Origin of the sequence: Sphingomonas sp. (assembly GCF_017304615.1) — a bacterium.
Lineage (GTDB): Bacteria > Pseudomonadota > Alphaproteobacteria > Sphingomonadales > Sphingomonadaceae > Sphingomonas.
In genome coordinates, this window is the sequence record NZ_JAFKLZ010000001.1 from 67045 (window position 1) to 82655 (window position 15611).

General features: G+C 60.9%; 16 protein-coding genes and 1 pseudogene. 10 read left to right on the plus strand and 7 right to left on the minus strand.

What is annotated here, in order from left to right; translation table 11 throughout:
- Positions 1-41: 41 nt before the first annotated feature.
- A complete protein-coding gene (locus tag J0J06_RS00325; protein WP_294039370.1) occupies positions 42-251 on the minus strand; it encodes a cold-shock protein in 210 nt (69 codons plus the stop codon).
- Positions 252-738: 487 nt separating this feature from the next.
- Between J0J06_RS00325 and J0J06_RS00330 the strand changes: the two genes are divergently transcribed.
- The 4 genes and pseudogenes from J0J06_RS00330 (at position 739) to J0J06_RS00345 (ending at position 2816) form a co-directional block, all read left to right on the plus strand.
- The gene (locus J0J06_RS00330) at positions 739-990 is read left to right on the plus strand and encodes a hypothetical protein (RefSeq protein ID WP_294039371.1); all 252 of its coding nucleotides are present in this window, start codon (positions 739-741) and stop codon (positions 988-990) included.
- 166 nt (positions 991-1156) lie between these two features.
- On the plus strand, positions 1157-1429 hold the full coding sequence (locus J0J06_RS00335) for a hypothetical protein (RefSeq protein WP_294039372.1): 273 nt from the start codon (positions 1157-1159) through the stop codon (positions 1427-1429).
- A gap of 65 nt (positions 1430-1494) precedes the next feature.
- Positions 1495-1731, plus strand: coding sequence for a hypothetical protein (locus J0J06_RS00340; protein ID WP_294039373.1), 237 nt, complete (start codon positions 1495-1497; stop codon positions 1729-1731).
- Positions 1732-1773: 42 nt separating this feature from the next.
- Positions 1774-2816 (plus strand): annotated as a pseudogene (locus J0J06_RS00345) (rod shape-determining protein).
- A gap of 119 nt (positions 2817-2935) precedes the next feature.
- Here the strand turns inward: J0J06_RS00345 and J0J06_RS00350 are convergent.
- Positions 2936-3247: a hypothetical protein gene (locus J0J06_RS00350; RefSeq protein ID WP_294039374.1), complete on the minus strand. Its 312-nt coding sequence runs from the start codon at positions 3245-3247 to the stop codon at positions 2936-2938.
- Between the two features lie 155 nt (positions 3248-3402).
- On the opposite strand from J0J06_RS00350, the gene J0J06_RS00355 reads away from it, so the two are divergent.
- A complete protein-coding gene (locus J0J06_RS00355; protein WP_294039375.1) occupies positions 3403-3777 on the plus strand; it encodes a hypothetical protein in 375 nt (124 codons plus the stop codon).
- Between the two features lie 283 nt (positions 3778-4060).
- Here the strand turns inward: J0J06_RS00355 and J0J06_RS00360 are convergent, their stop codons facing one another.
- Both J0J06_RS00360 and J0J06_RS00365 read right to left on the minus strand, forming a co-directional pair.
- Complete coding sequence (locus J0J06_RS00360) at positions 4061-4519, minus strand: hypothetical protein (RefSeq protein ID WP_294039376.1); 459 nt, start codon at positions 4517-4519, stop codon at positions 4061-4063.
- Positions 4520-4533: 14 nt separating this feature from the next.
- Positions 4534-6603: a catalase gene (locus J0J06_RS00365; RefSeq protein WP_294039377.1), complete on the minus strand. Its 2070-nt coding sequence runs from the start codon at positions 6601-6603 to the stop codon at positions 4534-4536.
- A 218-nt stretch (positions 6604-6821) separates the two neighbouring features.
- Between J0J06_RS00365 and J0J06_RS00370 the strand changes: the two genes are divergently transcribed.
- On the plus strand, positions 6822-7163 hold the full coding sequence (locus tag J0J06_RS00370) for a response regulator (protein WP_294039378.1): 342 nt from the start codon (positions 6822-6824) through the stop codon (positions 7161-7163).
- Here J0J06_RS00370 and J0J06_RS00375 read toward each other — a convergent pair.
- Together J0J06_RS00375 and J0J06_RS00380 are read right to left on the minus strand one after the other, a co-directional pair.
- Entirely contained in the window at positions 7160-8305 is a 1146-nt protein-coding gene (locus J0J06_RS00375; RefSeq protein ID WP_294039379.1) for a PAS domain-containing sensor histidine kinase, read from the minus strand. The genes J0J06_RS00370 and J0J06_RS00375 overlap by 4 nt on opposite strands.
- Positions 8298-9020 carry an alpha/beta hydrolase gene (locus J0J06_RS00380; RefSeq protein WP_294039380.1) on the minus strand — a complete coding sequence of 241 codons (723 nt, stop codon included), beginning with the start codon at positions 9018-9020 and terminating at the stop codon, positions 8298-8300. The genes J0J06_RS00375 and J0J06_RS00380 overlap by 8 nt, the downstream gene beginning before the upstream one ends.
- A gap of 171 nt (positions 9021-9191) precedes the next feature.
- Between J0J06_RS00380 and J0J06_RS00385 the strand changes: the two genes are divergently transcribed.
- From J0J06_RS00385 to J0J06_RS00400, 4 genes are all read left to right on the plus strand, one after another.
- The gene (locus tag J0J06_RS00385; protein ID WP_294040788.1) at positions 9192-9824 is read left to right on the plus strand and encodes a tyrosine-type recombinase/integrase; all 633 of its coding nucleotides are present in this window, start codon (positions 9192-9194) and stop codon (positions 9822-9824) included.
- 413 nt (positions 9825-10237) lie between these two features.
- Positions 10238-11644: a 3' terminal RNA ribose 2'-O-methyltransferase Hen1 gene (locus tag J0J06_RS00390; protein WP_294039381.1), complete on the plus strand. Its 1407-nt coding sequence runs from the start codon at positions 10238-10240 to the stop codon at positions 11642-11644.
- Positions 11641-14184: a polynucleotide kinase-phosphatase gene (locus J0J06_RS00395; RefSeq protein WP_294039382.1), complete on the plus strand. Its 2544-nt coding sequence runs from the start codon at positions 11641-11643 to the stop codon at positions 14182-14184. The genes J0J06_RS00390 and J0J06_RS00395 overlap by 4 nt, the downstream gene beginning before the upstream one ends.
- A gap of 384 nt (positions 14185-14568) precedes the next feature.
- Positions 14569-14958 carry a hypothetical protein gene (locus J0J06_RS00400; RefSeq protein ID WP_294039383.1) on the plus strand — a complete coding sequence of 130 codons (390 nt, stop codon included), beginning with the start codon at positions 14569-14571 and terminating at the stop codon, positions 14956-14958.
- Positions 14959-15363: 405 nt separating this feature from the next.
- On the opposite strand, the gene J0J06_RS00405 is transcribed toward J0J06_RS00400, so the two are convergent.
- Positions 15364-15537: a helix-turn-helix domain-containing protein gene (locus J0J06_RS00405; RefSeq protein WP_294039384.1), complete on the minus strand. Its 174-nt coding sequence runs from the start codon at positions 15535-15537 to the stop codon at positions 15364-15366.
- Positions 15538-15611: the final 74 nt, after the last annotated feature.

Genomic DNA, 15611 nt, shown 5'->3' on the forward strand with positions numbered 1-15611 from the left:
AGCATCGCCTAACGATGCCCGCGCCGCGAATCGTGGCGATCCTACTCGGCTGGCTTCAGGTTCACCGCAGCTTGCTTGCCGCGCTTGTCGGCCTCAAGATCAAATGACACGCGATCGTTCTGGTTAGGCGCGCCCATGCCAGAGATTTCTAGCGCCGAAATATGAACGAACGCGTCTTGCCCACCGCCATCAGGGGCGATGAACCCGTAGCCCTTGTCCGGATTGAAGAACTTCACGGTTCCGATAGTCATTATACGATTCCTTCTTCTGGCGGGTGACCAAGACGGTCAGCCCGGTGCCGTGGGAGCAGGGAAAGAAGGAGATGGGAGCCGCAAAGCGCCGAAGGCCGTCGATTTGCACTGTAGCACCATCGATATGGGCGCCACGCCGCGGCTGCGCAAGGTAAGATATTGCGATGCACGCACGACACGTCACGTATCGGCGGGGTCATCCCTGGCACCGAGCATATGAAAGAGGGAGGTTGGTCCTATGGTACCGGAAGCACCCAGCAGCGGATTGGAACGACACACGAACATGCGGGGAGGGCCGACGAGCTTACGGCTAGCCCTGAAACAATTATCGAAAGAGCGTCGCCCTTTTTAACCTTTTTCGCACGGCATGGACTCGCATCGGAACCTCTACAGCATGCCGGACATTAGGCTTAATCGCCGTGTCTACCTGAGGTTGACGGTTGACGGCGACCGGGTGACGACGCGCTCCCGCCATGGGAGCAAAGCCGTGCCCGTACATTTCTATCATCTTTGCGAAGCAAAAACTGTCCTGAAAGATCAAGTGGGCGTGCTCTTGGCCGACGGACGAATGGCGCGTTCCGTCGCAAGCCGCCACATTCGCGATCTCGTTGCCGGGGAAATCCGATCAAACGGTGTCGTCGATCTCGACCGAAGGCTTCAGGTTTGTCAGCCTACAGACCGCGAATTATTTGTGATCGCCTTTGAAGAGGCGGTCAGCGTTAGGCCCCGAAAAATTTGAGTTTCGCTCTCAGCTACCGTTGCCGAACCGCTTAATCGCAAGCGTGACAGTCATGGGTCGCTATTTCCGAGGCGGTGCGCTATGGTGTTTGCATCGCGTCCCCCAGCCAGCAGCATTGGCGCGACTGAGAGTGCTTCATGCTCCCGCTTCGAAGGAGCTTGTCGCCATGATGCCGACCATTCCCGCCACCAACGGCCACGATGCCTGGAGTAATCCCGGCACATCGCGAGCCATCAACGTCACCATGACACGCGCCGAAGTCGAGGCATTTTGCACCAAGCATAAAACGATCATCAGCGCGATCGAGGCACTGCCCCGCGGCGGCACCCGTGTCGTGATGATGAATGGCGATGAAGCAGCAATCATGCGCAAGGCGTTCGGCAAGACATTGATCGAGGGTAAGGTCGAACGCGAGCATTGGGCGACAGTCCGCCGATAACCGACGGCACGCTATGCCTTTCGGCAGGCAATAAGCCCAATACTTCGCGAGCGAAGGAGGCGACGATGGACAGGGTGATACCATCGGACATTGTCGAACAATGGATGTCCCATTTGCGCCTGCAGCGGTCTCGTGCGCGCGACGCCGTTTGGTTGATCGAACACGGCGCAACTTTGCACGACGGCCGTGACGGTACGCCTATGTACGACGCGACAGAGCGTTGGCTCGCCGAACAGCGCGAGGTCATTGCGGAGGTCGATCGTCTCGTCGCACTCTATGATGGAGTGAACGCCAAGAATTAGCGTGCGGATGGCTTCTCGCAGCGCGGCAAGTATCGGACATTGATGCGTATTCCCCGCTTGTTCAACACCTCTTCCAACGACATGGCCATCGATCTCGGGACGGTGAACACAATCGTCTATGCGCGGGACCGAGGCATCGTCGTGAACCAACCTTCGGTCGTGGCGATCGAAGAGATCAACGGCATATCCCGTCTTCGCGCGGTTGGCCTGGAAGCCAAAATGATGATGGGCAGGACGCCCTTAGGCACTCGAACCATCCGTCCGTTGCGCGACGGTGTGATCGCGGATGTCGAAGTCGCGGAGCAAATGATCAAGGCGTTCATTGATCTGGCGCGCGGTGGGCCCAGCCGGCTGTCGCGTCATCCCAACATTGTAGTGTGCATTCCGTCAGGTGCGACGCAAGTTGAACGCCGCGCGATCCGCCAGGCCACGGCCAACGCCGGCGCCGGCAGCGTCAGGCTGATTGAGGAACCGATGGCTGCCGGGATCGGGGTCGGTCTCCCCATCAACGAGCCGGTGGGTTCGATGGTGATCGATATCGGCGGCGGCACCACTGAAGTCGCGGTAATCTCGCTCGGCAATCTTGCCCATCATGCATCGGCGCGGGTCGGTGGCGATCGTATGGACGACGCGATTGCCTCCAGCGTTCGGCGCGCGCACAATTTGGTAATTGGGGAGCGACCGCCGAGCGCGTCAAGATGGCGATCGGTATCGCGCGGGTGCCAGCCAGGGGGCGTGGCCTGACGATGCTCGTGAAGGGGCGCGACCTGATCAATGGTGTGTCGCGAGAACTCGAGATCAGCCAGGCGGACATTGCAGGCGCGCTCAGCGATCTGGTTGGTCAGATCGTCTCGACGGTGCTTGGAATGCTGGCTCGACTTGAGCCGGAGCTCGCAGCGGATTTACATGAGCGAGGCATCGTCATGACCGGAGGCGGCTCGCTGCTCCGCGAAATTGACCAGGCCCTATCCGCGGCCACAGGGCTACAAGTGTCGATCGCCCAAGATCCGCTTAGCTGTGTCGCAATGGGAGCCGGCCGAGCGATGGAGGACGCAATTTACAATGGTGTGATGGCTGACGGTTAGGTGGCATCGTCAGGTCGGTCATCATCCACTTCTCTGATTGCGCATCATGTTAGAACGGGCGACTAACCGTCGGACCAAGCCATCGTGCGACGTTCGAATCAGCATCTTCCGCTGCCGTCTCATGACGTCATTCGGTCCGGGGTTTCATTAGGGCCGTCGCTGAGCAACGTACGGTTTGCATCGATTGCCAACGCGAGCCTTATCTCCTCTGGTTTAGCGAACCGTGAGAAGGTCTTGCCGTCGACGCTGACAACCAATTCGACGCTGACGGCGACATATATCGGATCGAACCGGCCCTGGTGCACGTCCTCGTGCGTGTGCAGCGTGTAAATTCCGGGAGAGAACTCGCGGGAGTCCCGCCCCAGCTTGAACGGATATTTGAACTCGACCTCGGTCTTAATCGAGCGACTTCCTAATACTTCGTGCCCCATCGCAAATCCCCGATACGCAGCAGTTTCGCCTAGAAGGGGCTGCCCAGCGTCAGCATTCCTGTCCGGACCGCGAGGGCAGCGCAGCTCTGACCGACGCGAACCCGGCTTCACTGCCGCCTGCAATCTCGATCGGCCTACCGCCCAAAGTGGGGTGAATGTCGTTCATGAAGCTGCACGCTGCTTCTCGTGTGCCGCAAGCCTGGAACGCCATCAGCGCGATCCTCGATTGCCGCGATAACACGTTGGGATCGGGTCCGCCGGCCGCGGAGCGCCGAAACCTGACGCGCTTCACCTCTTCGCTGCTTGCGCCGGCAAGGATGTGCGTCACGCCGCTCATCGAAGCGACGGCTGAAAAGGTGAAAACGCTTCGAGATTGTCTTGCATCGCGCGAATGCGCTGCGCGTAGCCCCGGGCCAAACCCTGATGCGATGAGCGCGACGGCTGGCACGATGCGGCATCAGCCTTCATCAAAGAAACTTGATGGCGATGAAAAAGGTCATTCAGGTCCATTTTTTGGGCCTCGCAACTAATAAGCGAGAACACGAGGAACCCAGCCAGCGACGCTTGGGGGTAAATTGCCGCTGATATCCTTGATGTAGGTAGTGACCTGTATATTCGCAACCCGGTCACGAAATAATGTGTGGGCCGACTTATTTTAACCGCGCCCACCAAGGTAGTGGTGAATATTCTCCTTTAGTTTCAGGAATTGATGTCTGGTACCGCCATTCTGCGGTGTTTTGGGACCAAGGACTTTAGCCAACCGCTAATGCTGCTAACTAAGAGCACGCGCCATTAAACGCGGGCTGTCCCTACTTACTTTTTCGCAAGCCTCCTGGCGTTGGCGGTGGCGATGCGGTGGACGGGGCGCAAGGCACCGTGACCGAGATGGGCACCAGCTGCGATAGCACTTAGCGCATATTCGACAGTCTGCTCGGCTAAGACAGCGCTCTCGCCGACGGTGGGAAGCCGCCCGGACGTCATAAATGCGCCGACCCGCCGCAAGTAAATCATCCATGCGCGATGATTGGCCATCGCTGTTCTGGTTACAAACAATGTGCTGCGGCTGAAGGCATCGATTTTTTCCGGTACCATGCGGGAAAATTCGCCGAAATCGCCCTGCATCGGCGACGCGATGGCATCCCGCATCTTGTCGGTTCGCGCGGTTATGACCGTTTGAGATGCCTGCAGCGTTTCGACGCCTCGCAACCACGTCGACTGCATGTCGAGCCCGGCGCGAACCATGCGCGACCAGACGGTAAATGGATCAATCATGTTTTTTCCTTGAGTCAGGCGAGAGTGCGAAGCGACGGCTCGCGGCCGTAGAAGCGTTGCGTTGCGGCTTTCGCGAAATCACTGCCCAAACCGGTAATCCCTTCGCCCGGGACCACGCCGGCCTTCTCGAGCAGCGGCTGCGCTGCCTCACTGGCGCCAATGGCCTTTAGATGACCGAAAGCGTTCATCGCAAAGTCGATCGCGGCGCTCTCCTTGAGCAGCGCTGCGCAGCCCGCGTCAGACACAATGATCGCGACCGCATCAAAGATCTGGCTCGGCGATCCGGCGAGTTGTCCGTCGGCCTTCTGCTGCGACCCGTCCGATAACTTGGCTCCGCCGACCTTGGGGGCGACGATGACCGCCTTGCCCTTGGCCTTCGTCACAGCCGTGACGACAGACGTCAGTTCGCCAGCGTCGGTTCCGTCGGCGATCAGGATGCCCACCGAACGCCCCTCGAGCGTCGGCTTCATCTTTTTGTGGATCGACAGCGCGTCGGACGGCGCCATCTCGACCGGCTCGCGCGCGGCGGCAGCCCTCTTCGGCAGGGCGATGCCCAGCCCGTCCGCAACCCGCCTGGCGAGATCCTCGTCGACGTTACGCAGATTGGCGACCATGCGTGGCGGCACCTGGTCGAGCAGCCCGACCTTCGATAGTTCGAACACGAACGACGAGGCGATGTGCGCCTGTTCGCTTTCGGTTTGCGAGCGGTAGAACAGCCGGGCCTGGCTATAATGGTCGGCGAACGTCTCCGGCCGAAGGCGCAGCTTGTCGCCCATTTCGTCCGGGCTGCTGGCGGCGTTGGTCGTCGCGAATCCCCCGGGAGTCTCGCGCGGGCCGCCTTCCTCGCCATGTGCGGCCAGGCTGTTGGGTTCGTAATTGGCGCGGCCGGTCGAGACCATCGTCTGCATCATGCCGTCGCGCTGGAAATTGCCGAACGGACAGCGCGGTGCGTTGATGGGTATCTGGTGGAAGTTGGTCGTGCCGAGGCGCGACTTCTGTGTGTCCATGTAGCTGAACAGCCGCCCTTGCAGCAGCGGATCGTTCGAGAAATCGATCCCCGGGGGTACGTTGGTCGGCAGGAATGCGACCTGCTCGGTCTCGGCGAAGAAATTGTCGACGTTGCGGTTGAGCACCATGCGACCGATCACGCGAAGCGGTACATCCTCCTCGGGGATTAGCTTGGTTGCGTCGAGCACGTCGTAGGGCTGAGCATCCGCGAACTTCTGGTCGAACACCTGGATCGCCAGCTCCCATTCGGGAAAGGCGCCGGTATCGATCGCCTCGAACAGGTCGCGGCGGTGATAATCATTGTCGGCCGCCTGGAGCTTGAGCGCCTCGTCCCAAATCGTCGACTGGATACCGAGCTTAGGCCGCCAGTGGAACTTGACGAAGCTCGACTTGCCGGCGGCGTTGACCAGCCGGAACGTATGGACTCCGAACCCTTCCATCATGCGCAAGCTGCGCGGCAGCGTGCGATCCGACATCGCCCACATCAGCATGTGCGTCGTCTCGGGCATCAGCGAGGCGAAGTCCCAGAAGGTGTCGTGCGCGCTGCCCGCCTGCGGATAGCCGCTGTTCGCCTCCATCTTTACCGCGTGGATGAGGTCGGGAAATTTGATGGCATCCTGAATAAAGAACACCGGGATGTTGTTGCCGACCAGGTCCCAATTGCCCTCACGGGTATAGAATTTGACGGCGAAGCCGCGCACGTCGCGCGGCGTATCGACCGACCCGGCGCCCCCCGCAACTGTCGAGAAGCGCGCAAAGACTTCGGTCTTTTCGCCTTTCGTGAAGACGGCGGCCTTCGACAGATCCGAAATATCGTCCGTCGCCTCGAAGAAACCGTGGGCGCCGCTGCCGCGCGCATGCACGATGCGTTCCGGAATGCGCTCGTGATCGAAGTGAAAGATCTTTTCGCGAAGAACGAAATCTTCCAGCAGCGTCGGTCCGCGCCATCCGCTTTTCAGGCTATTTTGATTATCGGAAACGGCGACGCCGTGGTTCGTCGTCAGCGCCGGCATGCCAACCTCGGCTTGCTGATGCGTTTCGCCGCCGTTCGCACGGCGATCGGTAGGATTGGGCATGGCTGATTTCTCTCAAAGCACGCGCGGCGCTCCGCGGGTTTCGTCAATCCAACGCGCAGGCAGCAAGATCGACCCGCGCGAGACGAGATAATTGCACTGATCGAAAGCAGCTTAATTGGCCCTCGCTTGACAGTGACGAAATTTAATTCGGAGCGGGCGGTGTCACATCACGAAGCTGGCGCGTTGGGTCTCTTATTGGAGAGTCTTCTGTGTGCCACGTGCTGATTATCGAAGACGAACCGCTTATTGCGTTGGATATCGAGGACCTGTTGCGCGAGTACGGCGCGCTGACGTTCAGCTTTGCCGATACGCAAGACGATGCCGTGACACGGTCGCACGAGCAACGGCCCGATTTCATCCTATCCGACGTCTGGTTGCTCCAGGGAACCGGCCCGCTCGCGGTCGAGAGTATTCGTCAAGAATACGGAACGGTCCCCGTAATCTTCGTCACCGCGACGCCAGAAGCTTGTACGCCTTGCGCACCAGGAAGGATATTCCGAAAGCCGCTAAACCGGCCGGCGATCGGGGAGGCGTTCCGGCAGATGCGTGCCGCGTCCTAAAGCGCGACTGGCGATATCTCGCGCAGCGGCATCGTGAACGTGAAGCGCGTCTCGGTCGTCCCGGAATCGACGAGCAGAATTCCGTCATGCGCCTTCGCAATCTCCGACGCGATGTGGAGCCCGAGTCCGAGACCGACCTGGGTAGCGCGGATGTCGCCGCGAAAGAACGGTTGAAACAGCCGTGCCATTGTCGCCTCGTCGATCGGAGCGCCACCGTTGGCCACGGTAATACTGAGGGTCTCCGCATCGGTGCGTGCCTCAACGCGGATCGGTTCCGATTTACTCCCGTGCGTCAAAGCATTGCCGAGCAAGTTGGATAACAGCTGCCCCACCCGTACTCGGTCGCAATCGACCGGCTCGGCGACCGCGAAATCGACGCGGACGTCCCTGTCGGGATTAACCGACCTCAGCTCTGCGACCACTTGCTGCAATACCGGCGTTAAGGGAGCGACTGCATCCCGGCTCAGCGTCAAGCCACCGCCCAGCCTACCACGCGCGAAATCCAGTACATTGTCGATCAATTCGGACGCGCGAATGACGCTGCCCTGCATGAGGGTAAGGACTTGCCGACCGCGCACGCTGAGCGTTTCACGGGCCCCCAGCAGGCGAACGCCGCTGCTGATCGACGCCAAGGGGTTTCGCAGGTCGTGCCCCAACACGGCGATGAACTGTTCGCGCAAATGCGAGCTCTCCCGCTCCGTGGCAACGGCGCGCTCAGTTGCGTCATTGGCATCGATCAGCGCCCGCTCGTACTGGCGGCGTGCGGCAGCCCGGAAAATCGCCAGCCTGACGTTCCGCAGGTCGCCCGCCGCATCGCGGCGCTCCGTGACATTGACCAGGCACTGCACCTTGCCTCCGTCTCCAGCGCGGAAATCCATGGCGACCTCGTCCACGAAACCCTGCAGTCGAAGCAGCGGTGACACATTGGTTTCGTAGAAGATTCGAGTAGGCACCGTAAGGACGTCGCTAAGCGGCCTGCCAAATAAGTCTTCGGCGGCATGACCTATCCACTCAGCAATGCGACGGTTTGCAGCCCTGATCCGATTATCGGCGCCGAGCAAAAGATAGCCGCAGGGGGCTTCGTAGAAGATATCGCGGAAATCCTCCAGGGGAACGCCTGCGCGAGATGCCGACTCAGACAAAGGCTTTGATCGCGGCGATTTCCTGCTGTGGCGCGCTAAGGTTGGGACAATGGCCCGTGGCGTCGAGCACAACCAGTTCGCTGTCGGCGATATGATCCCGGACGTACTCGCCGACTCGTGTCGAGGCGATGGCATCGTCTCGACATTGGAGGATGAGCGTCCGCGCCGCTACGCCCGCCAAATCCTTGCGATTATCCGAAACAGGCGCCATCATAGCCGACCACCCAGGGTGATTGTCGGCCAGCGACTCGAGCAGCTCATCGATATCGGCGGCCGAGAAACCGCCATGATACGTAGCATCATCGATGTAACGAGGCGAAGGACACACCAGTACCAGCTCTGAAAACAGCGTCGGGTCAGAAGCTGCTGCAAAAATGCCGATCATCGCGCTGACCGAGTGCCCAACGAAAATTGCGCCCCGCAGATCGAGCTCGCGACCGATCTCTACCAAATCACCAGCATATGCCTGGAGACTGTCGTATTTGACGCTGTCGTAGGCTGAAAGCTGCGAGCCACCGGCACCCACATGGTCAAACAGGACAACTTTGAACATCGCCTCGAAGGCTGGTGCCACGAAGCGCCACATGTTCTGGTCGCAACCAAAGCCATGCGCGAAGACGATCGCGCGATCGCCTTGGCCTGCCACATGAACATTGTTGCGAATAAGAACCGACATGCCGCCTCTCTGAAACCCGCTGAGCGGCAAGGTAGACATCGTTAGCATTTCGCCATCAGTCCGCCAATGATTGTGCAACGCTCTAGAACACGCTTAGCCGTTGACCGTTTTTCCCTCGGGACGGCCAACTGCCATCGGCTCGGCTCTAGGCTTGTCGCCGAACTCAGGATGACGATCGCGCCCGGCCAATCAAGGCCGCGGAGAAGAACGATGGGATATTCCAGATACGATCCGGCAATGCAGGGACGCCCTGCGTGGAACGCAGGAAAGATGGTAGGCACCAAGCGGCCTCTGACACAAAAACAAATATGGGCAGTTCGTTTCTTTCTCGAGCGCGAAGGACGCCTTCGCGACCGCGCGCTGTTCGATCTCGCAATCGACAGTAAGCTGCGCGGCTGCGACTTGGTCAAAATAAAGATCGGCGACTTGGTTTCCGGCGCCGAGATCAGAACTCGGGCAATTGTCATCCAGCAGAAGACTGGGCGCCCTGTCCAATTCGAGCTGACTGCAGATGTCCGGTCCAGCCTCTTGGCGTGGTTAGAGCGACGCGGCGGCTCGATTGAGGACTATGCCTTTCCGAGCCGCGTCAACCACGCCGGGCACATAAGCACCAGGCAATACGCTCGCTTAGTCGATGAGTGGGTAACCGCAATCGGTCTCAGGCGCGCGGAGTACGGCACGCATTCGATGCGTCGGACGAAAGCATCAATGATCTACAAGGCCACCGGCAATCTTCGAGCGATCCAGATCCTGCTCGGTCACACGAAGATCGAAAACACGGTCCGGTATCTTGGCGTCGACATCGAAGATGCTTTGCTGCTCGCCGAGCGCACCGAAATCTAAGTTGAAGCGGCCCTTCGGTTTGAAGGGCCGCTTTGTCAGTTTCGCAGCCTGGAGCCATTCCGAAATCGGCCCAGTTTCGGCCGCTGATTATGAGTCAGCTGCCCAGCGTCCGCTCTGCTCGATCGAACATCACAACCTGCCGGTCGGTTATCGGCCCAAGCGTTACCAATCAACAAGCGAGGTTGACGAGCGCGGCAGATAGCTAGATGCTCCACCTCATGGCCTTGCGCTCGCGCACATTTATCGAATCCAATCGCTTCGCCGAAGCAGCGATGCCGTGTGTCCAGTATCTGCGCCCTGTCGCCAATCACCCTAGCGCTCAGGCTGCGCCATAGTCGGATCATCGCTCCACCGACCATGACCCGCAGCCCCGTCGAGCCCTCGATGGGGCTTTTTCATACCCGGAACTGACCATGCTTCTGACAATCACGACCACGCATCGCCCCGCAACCGACCTTGGTTTCTTGCTGATGAAAAACCCGGCGAACGTGCATGCGGTCGAACTCCCGTTCGGCTCGGCGACCCTTTTCTATCCCGAGGCGAGCGAGGAGCGTTGCACGGCGGCGGTGACGCTCAAGATCGATCCGGTTCAGCTCGTGCGCGGAAAGGCGGGACTGGAGGATCAATACGTCAACGATCGCCCCTATGCGGCTTCGTCGCTGTTGTCGGTTGCGTTGGGGCGGCTAGTCAACACCGCGATGGGCGGCAGGTCGAAAGACCGGCAAGAGCTCGCCGACGCGGCGATTCCGCTTGAGGCGTTCATCACTCCGCTGCCGGCACGGGGCGGGCCCGATCTGATTGAGCGCCTTTTTGCGCCACTCGGCTACACGGTCGAGGCGGCACCAATTGCGCTCGATCCGGCGCATCCAGAATGGGGCGATAGCCTCTATGTTGCGCTGCAGCTGAGCGGCACGGTGCGGCTCGCGGCGTTGCTGACGCACCTGTTCGTGCTGATCCCGGTGCTCGACAATCAGAAGCACTATTACATCGGCGAGGCCGAGGTGGAGAAGCTGCTCCGCAAGGGCGAGGGCTGGCTTGAAACGCATCCCGACCGCGAGCTGATCGTGCGCCGTTATCTGCGTTTCCGCGGGCTGATGAACCGCGCAAACGCCGCGCTCGAGGATAAGGTCGAAGCTGAAGCGCCCGAGGAAGCCTCGGCGCGCGATGCCGCCGAAGACGCGATCGAGAAGCCGATCCGGCTCAACGATCAGCGCATGGATCGCGTCATCGGTCTGCTCAAGGAGCTGGGCGCGGCGAGCGTGCTCGACCTCGGCTGCGGCGAAGGACGGTTGTTGCGCGAATTGCTCAAGGTGCCCGGCGTCCGTAAGATTACCGGGGTCGAGGTGGCGCCGCGCGTGCTGGCCGCGGCGGGGGACCGGCTGCGGCTTGAGAGCATGCCCGACATGAAGCGCCAGCGGATCGAGCTGCTGCAGGGCTCGCTGGTCTATCGCGACGACCGGCTCAAGGGGTTCGACGCCGCCGCGGTGGTTGAGGTGATCGAACACATGGATGCCGAGCGCTTGCCCGCGTTTGAGGCGGCGCTGTTTGGTCATGCCCGGCCGGCCGCGGTCATCGTGACGACGCCGAACGCCGAATATAACGCGCTATTCGAGAGCCTGCCTGCGGGCAAGTTCCGGCACAATGATCACCGCTTCGAATGGACCCGCACCGAGTTCCGCCAATGGGCGGAAAGCGTCGCGTTGGCGCACGGCTATGCCGTGCGGTTCGAGGGCATTGGAAGCGAGGATGCGAGGCACGGCTCGCCGACCCAGGCGGCCGTGTTCACGCGCGCGGAAGCGAGCGAGGGGATGGCGGCATGAAGATCGAGATCCCCGAATTCGCGCTCGTCCTGCTCGTCGGTGCGTCGGGCACCGGCAAGTCGAGCTTTGCGGCTAAGCACTTCCTGCCGACCGAAACGGTGTCCTCGGATCGGATGCGTGGCTGGGTTGCCGATGACGAGACCGATCAGAGCGCGACTAAGGACGCTTTCGACGTGCTGCACTTCGTCGTTGAAAAGCGGCTCAAGGCACGGCGTTTCACGGTCATCGATGCGACCAACGTCCAGCCGGACGCACGAAAGGGCCTCATCGCGCTCGCCAAGAAATGGCACGCGCTGGCGGTCGCGATTGTGTTCGATCTGCCAGAGGCGTTGGCGGTTGCGCGCAACGCCGAACGGCCCGATCGCCAGTTCGGCGCCGGCCCGGTGCGGCGTCAGATGCTCAACCTCAAGAAATCGATGCGCGGTCTGCAACGCGAGGGACTGCGTTACGTCCATGTGCTGCGCTCGGTCGAGCAGGTCGATGCGGTGGAGATCGTCCGCACCAAGCTGTGGACCGATCGCCGCGAAGAAACCGGGCCGTTCGATATTATCGGCGACGTCCACGGTTGCTGCGACGAACTAGAAACGCTGCTCGGCAATCTTGGCTATGCGGTGACTTGGTCGGGCAAGGACGTGACAGTGGTGCCGCCAGAGGGGCGCCGCACGATCTTTGTCGGTGACCTGGTTGATCGCGGACCGCGTTCGCCTGACGTGCTGCGCATCGCGCGCCACATGGTCGAGGCAGGAACCGGGCTTTGTGTTGTCGGCAACCATGACGACAAGCTCAAGCGGCATCTGTCGGGCAAGAACGTCAAGGTCGGGCATGGCCTGGCCGAGACGATCGAGCAGTTCGCGGCCGAGCCGCCGGAGTTCGGGCCGAGCATGCGTGATTGGCTTGACGGCCTGATCAGCCACTACGTCCTCAACGGCGGCGACCTCGTCGTCGCGCATGCCGGCGTGAAAGAGGATATGCAGGGTCGCGCGTCGGGCGCGGTGCGCAGCTTCTGCATGTATGGCGAGACCACCGGTGAGATCGATGAGTTCGGCCTGCCGGTGCGCTGGGACTGGGCGGCCGAGTACAAGGGCAAGGCCAAGGTCGTGCACGGCCACACGCCGGTCGTCGAGGCGAACTGGGTCAACGGCACGCTTTGCATCGACACAGGCTGCGTATTTGGGGGCAAGCTCACTGCGTTGCGCTATCCCGAGATGGACCTGGTCGAGGTGCCGGCGCTCAAGACCTATTACGAGCCGATCCGCCCGCTTGGCGAACCGTCGCCGTCGACCAGCGAAGCACAGCCGCATCAGTTGGATCTGGCCGACGTTCTCGGCAAGCAGGCGATCGATACGCGGCTCTATGGCATCGTCACGGTGCGCGAGGAAAATGCGGCCGCGGCGCTGGAGGTGATGAGCCGTCACGCCGTCGATCCGCGGTGGCTGGTCCACTTACCACCGACCATGTCGCCGGCCGAAACCAGCGCGATCGACGGCTGGCTCGAGCGGCCCGAGGAGGCGTTCGCTTTCTACGGGTCGAAGGGCGTGACCAACCTCGTCGTCGAGGAAAAGCACATGGGGTCGCGCGCGCTGATCGTGCTCGCTCGCAACCAGGACGCTGCGGCGCGCCGGTTCGGCGTGGCCGATGGGGGGCGCGGTGTCATCGTTACGCGCACCGGACGCCGCTTCTTCACCGATGCCGAGCTCGAAGCGGCAGCGCTTCATCGCATCGATAAGGCGATGGAGACCGCCGGGATGTGGAACGATCTCGGCACCGATTGGATGCTGTGGGATGCGGAGATCATGCCGTGGAGCATGAAGGCCGGCGCGCTGATCCGCGATCAATACGCCGCAGTGGGTGCTGCGGCTACCGCTGGGCTCGATGCGGCGTCAGTAGCGTTGGAAGCGGCCCGCGCGCGAGGCGTCGATGTTGGCGACCTCGCCGATGCAACGACGAAGCGGCTGGACGACGCCTTGCTTTATCGCTCGGCCTACAACCGCTACGTCGCACCATTCGTCGGGATCGACGATCTGCGCATCGCGCCATTCCACCTGCTAGCCAGCGAAGGTGCGGTGCATGACGACAAGAACCATGTTTGGCACATGAGCCAAGCGCATCGCCTTGCCGCGGCCGACCCTGCGCTGATCGTCGCGACCGCGCATCGCCAGATCGACCTGGAGGATGCAACGCAAGTCGCGAACGCGATCGCGTGGTGGGAACAACTCACCGCTTCGGGCGGAGAGGGCGTGGTCGTCAAGCCGCTCGAGTTCGTGGCCCGCGTTCGCAAGGGTCTGCTCCAGCCGGCGATCAAGTGCCGCGGGCGCGAATATCTGCGGATCATCTATGGCCCTGATTACGATCAGCCGGAGAACCTTGCGCGTCTGAAGAAGCGTGGTCTGGGGCAAAAGCGGTCGATGGCACTGCGTGAATTCGCGTTGGGGCTGGAGGCACTTCACCGCTTTGTCGAGCATTCGCCGTTGACCCGCGTCCACCAGTGCGTTTTCGGCGTGCTCGCGATGGAGAGTGAGCCGGTCGATCCGCGACTCTAATCGTAGGTTAGCTTTGGCGCCGTTGAGCCTTCAAAACTGATGGGCCGCTTTCGGACCAACGGTGGTCGCTTAGACGTCATCAGCCGCTTGCGCGTCGCGGGAACAGATCCTTGGCACAGCATCGGTTTCGATGCGCGGCCACACCTTGATTCCCGATAAAAGCGCGATTGGCGCTGGCGCCGAATCAACTTGCCGCGTACCATCATTACGTCGCTCGGGTCTGAACAGCCTTAGCGGCGCACAACTGCGTGCTGAGCACGGGTCCGCTCATGTCGGGCGGCCCGCTGAATACAACAGGCTTCGCCGAATAAGCGGGGCGTGCTGCACCCGTGCTCGCACGTGTTCAACCACCCGGCGCCAGCCGGGCGAAACACGGGGCTTGCGATGACTAACTCACTGCTGGTGCTGATCGTTTTGATATTGCTTTTCGGCGCAGGCGTCGTTCGCGGTGTGCTGCTGAATTTCGTTGGCCTGATCGTTTTTGCCTTATTGGTGGTTGCGATATTCATGACCGTGCCGCCGATTGTCTTTGCGATCATAGGCTCTGTAGCTGGCACTATAATCGTCGCCCTGTTGGTTCGGGATCATCGCACGAATGCGCGACGTGAGCGGGCGATGGCTATATTTCGCAAATACGAGGATGCGCGTTTGGCGGAAGAGCGTCGGCGGCGTCTGGAAGCTCAAATGGTTGAGGCGGAGAAAAAGCGGATGCGCTTCCACAATATCGCACCGGACAAGGCCGCGCGTCGCGCGATTAAGAGACATTTTCGGTGAGCCTTGTGTGTGGCTGGACATTCAATCGAGCCAAAACTTGAGCCGAAACGACTACTCTAATCGCATTTGGCTTTTGGTGGGATCCGGTGAACAGACAAGCGGGACCAGCCCCGCCTTAGAATGGCGAAGCCGATCCCGCTAATCTCAATGTCGCTTTGGCTTTTGGAGCCGACCGGCGTTTTTGAGACCCCGAGCGACGCAGATGAGACGCGCCCGGATCGCCGCCTTCTTAACGAGATGGCTCATCCCACCCCGGAGATCCATGGGCATGCGGCTTCAGCGGTGCCCTTCGGGTTTATGATCTCAGCCCCACAGTACCCGATATCAATCGCCGAGCTGCCGTCTTTAAGCCGAACCTCGGGTTGATCCGCCGATCATGCGACGGTCATTGGGGTCGCGACAACGCTAACTGCTGTCGTTGCCGTCCGTCAGTGCATGAAGGGATGAGACGCGGATCAAGGTTCGTCGGCCGATCTTTACAGTGGCGAGCTTACCTTGGCCGATCAGCCTGTATAACGTCGATCTGCCGATCGAAAGTAGAGTCGATGCATCGGCGATCGACACCAGCATATTGTCCATTTCGTTTTCCGTTCGGGAATGACAAGGCGCGCTGAGCGCTGCCGGGACATGCTGGGAGACGAAATTGATAAAAA